The 3,699-nt window shown below is 57.4% G+C and carries 3 rRNA genes; all 3 read left to right on the top strand.

The features are described from left to right. A 16S ribosomal RNA gene (locus EIL87_RS13115) occupies window positions 1-90 on the top strand; the annotation flags it as partial. A gap of 249 nt (window positions 91-339) precedes the next feature. After that, a 23S ribosomal RNA gene (locus EIL87_RS13110) occupies window positions 340-3,419 on the top strand. 132 nt (window positions 3,420-3,551) lie between these two features. Further along, window positions 3,552-3,668, top strand: a 5S ribosomal RNA gene (rrf, locus tag EIL87_RS13105). Window positions 3,669-3,699 lie beyond the last annotated feature (31 nt).

Here is a 3,699-nt window from a genome sequence, read left to right as displayed (position 1 = left end):
GGGGGGGAGTGGTCGAAGGTGGGACTGGCGATTGGGACGAAGTCGTAACAAGGTAGCCGTACCGGAAGGTGCGGCTGGATCACCTCCTTTCTAAGGAGCATTGAGAACCCAGCATCTACGTGGTGGGTGTTGGAGTTTCCTGTGGGTTGGGCGCGAGTGTCGTCCACCGTGGGTGCTCGATGGATTGTGGAACACACTGACGTTGGCAGAATGGTCCGCTGTTGGGTGTCTGAGAGGACACACCCATTGTGTGCGCGCGCGTGTGTGTGTGCGTGTGTGGTGGGTGTTGTTTCTCGGGTTGTTGTTTGAGAATTGTATAGTGGGTGCGAGCATCTTTGTGGCCAAGTTTTTTAGGGCACATGGTGGATGCCTTGGTACCAGGGGCCGATGAAGGACGTGGTAGGCCGCGATAGTCCTCGGGGAGTTGTCAAACGAGCTGTGATCCGAGGGTGTCCGAATGGGGAAACCCAGCCCGAGTGATGTCGGGTTACCAATGCCTGAATGTATAGGGTGTTGGGGGGAACGCGGGGAAGTGAAACATCTTAGTACCCGTAGGAAGAGAAAACACTGGTGATTCCGTGAGTAGTGGCGAGCGAAAGCGGAGGAGGCTAAACCGTGCGCGTGGGATACCTGGTAGGGGTTGCGTGTGCGGGGTTGTGGGACGCTGCTGGGAGGATCTACCAGTTCTCCAGCGTGGGTGTGCGTGTTAGTCGAACAGGTTGGGATGCCTGACCAGAGTCGGTGAGAGTCCGGTAGGCGAAAATGCGTGTGCCGCGTGTGGTGGTGTTCCCGAGTAGCAGCGCTTTCGTGGAGGGTGCTGTGAATCTGGCGGGACCACTCGCTAAGCCTAAATACTTCCTGGTGACCGATAGTGGATAGTACCGTGAGGGAATGGTGAAAAGTACCCCGGGAGGGGAGTGAAATAGTTCCTGAAACCATGTGCCTGCAATCCGTCAGAGCAACCGTTGCAGTTGTGATGGCGTGCCTTTTGAAGAATGAGCCTGCGAGTTACTGCTGCGTGGCGAGGTTAACCCGTTGGGGGTAGCCGGAGCGAAAGCGAGTCTGAATAGGGCGTGGAGTCGCGTGGTGTAGACCCGAAGCGGGGTGATCTACCCATGGCCAGGGTGAAGCGCGGGTAAGACCGTGTGGAGGCCCGAACCCACCAGGGTTGAAAACCTGGGGGATGAGCTGTGGGTAGGGGTGAAAGGCCAATCAAACTCCGTGATAGCTGGTTCTCCCCGAAATGCATTTAGGTGCAGCGTCGCATGGTGCTTGGGTGGGGTAGAGCACTGGTTGGTTGATGGGCCTTCACGGGTTACTGAGATCAGCCAAACTCCGAATACGCCTGAGTTGAGTGTGGCAGTGAGACGGCGGGGGAGAAGCTTCGTCGTCGAGAGGGAAACAGCCCAGAGCATCGGCTAAGGCCCCTAAGTGTGCGCTTAGTGGGAAAGGATGTGGGATCGCTGAGACAACCAGGAGGTTGGCTTAGAAGCAGCCATCCTTGAAAGAGTGCGTAATAGCTCACTGGTCAAGTGGTCCTGCGCCGACAATGTAGCGGGGCTGAAGCGCACCGCCGAAGCCATGCCAGTCCAGTTTTGTGCTGGGTTGGGTAGGGGAGCGTCCTGCACGAGGTGAAGCGCCGGCGTGAGCTTGGTGTGGATTGTGTGGGAGTGAGAATGCAGGCATGAGTAGCGAGTGAAGAGTGAGAATCTCTTCCGCCGGATGACCAAGGGTTCCTGGGGAAGGTTCGTCCGCCCAGGGTGAGTCGGGGCCTAAGGCGAGGCCGACAGGCGTAGTCGATGGATAACGGGTTGATATTCCCGTACCCGTGCATGTGCGCCCATGATGAGGTCTTTGATGCTAACCATCCGCGTGCTGCTGGATTCTTCGGATGATGGTGGTGTGTGCATGGGACCCGATTGGATAGTAGTCAAGTGATGGGGTGACGCAGGAGGGTAGCTCTGCCAGTGAGTGGTTGTACTGGTGTAAGCCTGTAGCCCGGTGTGTAGGTAAATCCGCATGCCGTTGTGGGTGAGAGGTGATGCGTAGCCGTTGTGGTGAAGTGAGTGATCCCATGCTGCCGAGAAAAGCCTCTAGCGAGTGTGTGCACGGCCCGTACCCGAAACCGACACAGGTGGTCAGGTAGAGAATACCGAGGCGGTCGGGTGAACTGTGGTTAAGGAATTCGGCAAATTGCCCCCGTAACTTTGGGAGAAGGGGGGCCACTGCTGGTGAACGCCCTTTGCGGTGGGAGCTGGTGGTGGTCGCAGAGGCCAGGGAGAAGCGACTGTTTACTAAAAACACAGGTCCATGCGAAGCTGTAAGGCGATGTATATGGACTGACGCCTGCCCGGTGCTGGAACGTTAAGAGGACCCGTAAAGCCCCTTTTGGGGTGTAGCGGAGAATTTAAGCGCCAGTAAACGGCGGTGGTAACTATAACCATCCTAAGGTAGCGAAATTCCTTGTCGGGTAAGTTCCGACCTGCACGAATGGCGTAACGACTTCTCCGCTGTCTCGACCACAGGCCCGGTGAAATTGCAGTACGAGTAAAGATGCTCGTTTCGCGCGGCAGGACGGAAAGACCCCGGGACCTTTACTATAGCTTGGTATTGGTGTTTGGTTCGGCTTGTGTAGGATAGGTGGGAGACTGGGAAGCATTCACGCTAGTGGGTGTGGAGTCGTTGGTGAAATACCACTCTGGTCGTTCCGGGCATCTAACTCGGGTCCGTGATCCGGATCGGGGACAGTGCCTGGTGGGTAGTTTAACTGGGGCGGTTGCCTCCTAAAGGGTAACGGAGGCGCCCAAAGGTTCCCTCAGCCTGGTTGGCAATCAGGTGTTGAGTGTAAGTGTATAAGGGAGCTTGACTGTGAGACTGACGGGTCGAGCAGGTGCGAAAGCAGGGACTAGTGATCCGGCACTGGCTGGTGGAAGCGGTGTCGCTCAACGGATAAAAGGTACCCCGGGGATAACAGGCTGATCTTGCCCAAGAGTCCATATCGACGGCATGGTTTGGCACCTCGATGTCGGCTCGTCGCATCCTGGGGCTGGAGTTGGTCCCAAGGGTTGGGCTGTTCGCCCATTAAAGCGGCACGCGAGCTGGGTTTAGAACGTCGTGAGACAGTTCGGTCCCTATCCGCCGCGCGCGTAGGAGACTTGCGGAAGGCTGTCCCTAGTACGAGAGGACCGGGACGGACGAACCTCTGGTGTGCCAGTTGTTCTGCCAAGAGCACGGCTGGTTGGCTATGTTCGGGAGGGATAACCGCTGAAAGCATCTAAGCGGGAAGCCTGTTCCTAGATGAGGTCTCCCACCCCTTTGTGGGTTAAGGCCCCCGGTAGATGACCGGGTTGACAGGCCGGATGTGGAAGCACAGCAATGTGTGGAGCTGACCGGTGCTGATAGGCCGAGGACTTGTCCACGAAGATGTTACGCACCCACTATACGATGTCTGAGGCAGCAACCTGCGGGTTGTTTTCTTGACAAGAGGATCTTGTGTCAACGTGCATGTGGCACCCATGGGTTTCCCGCGATGGTTTCGTGGGGTTTGGGTTGTCGGTGGCGATGGCGGGGAGGGTCCGCCCGGTCCCATTCCGAACCCGGTAGCTAAGCTCCCCAGCGCTGATGGTACTGCACTCGACAGGGTGTGGGAGAGTAAGACACCGCCGACACATACCTTGGTGGGGCGGGGCAGAAGGTGAG

The organism is Saccharopolyspora rhizosphaerae, assembly GCF_003931915.1.
Taxonomy (GTDB): Bacteria; Actinomycetota; Actinomycetes; order Mycobacteriales; family Pseudonocardiaceae; genus Saccharopolyspora; species Saccharopolyspora rhizosphaerae.
The sequence above is the reverse complement of the archived record's forward strand: the minus strand, read 5'-3'. Positions and strand labels throughout refer to the sequence as shown.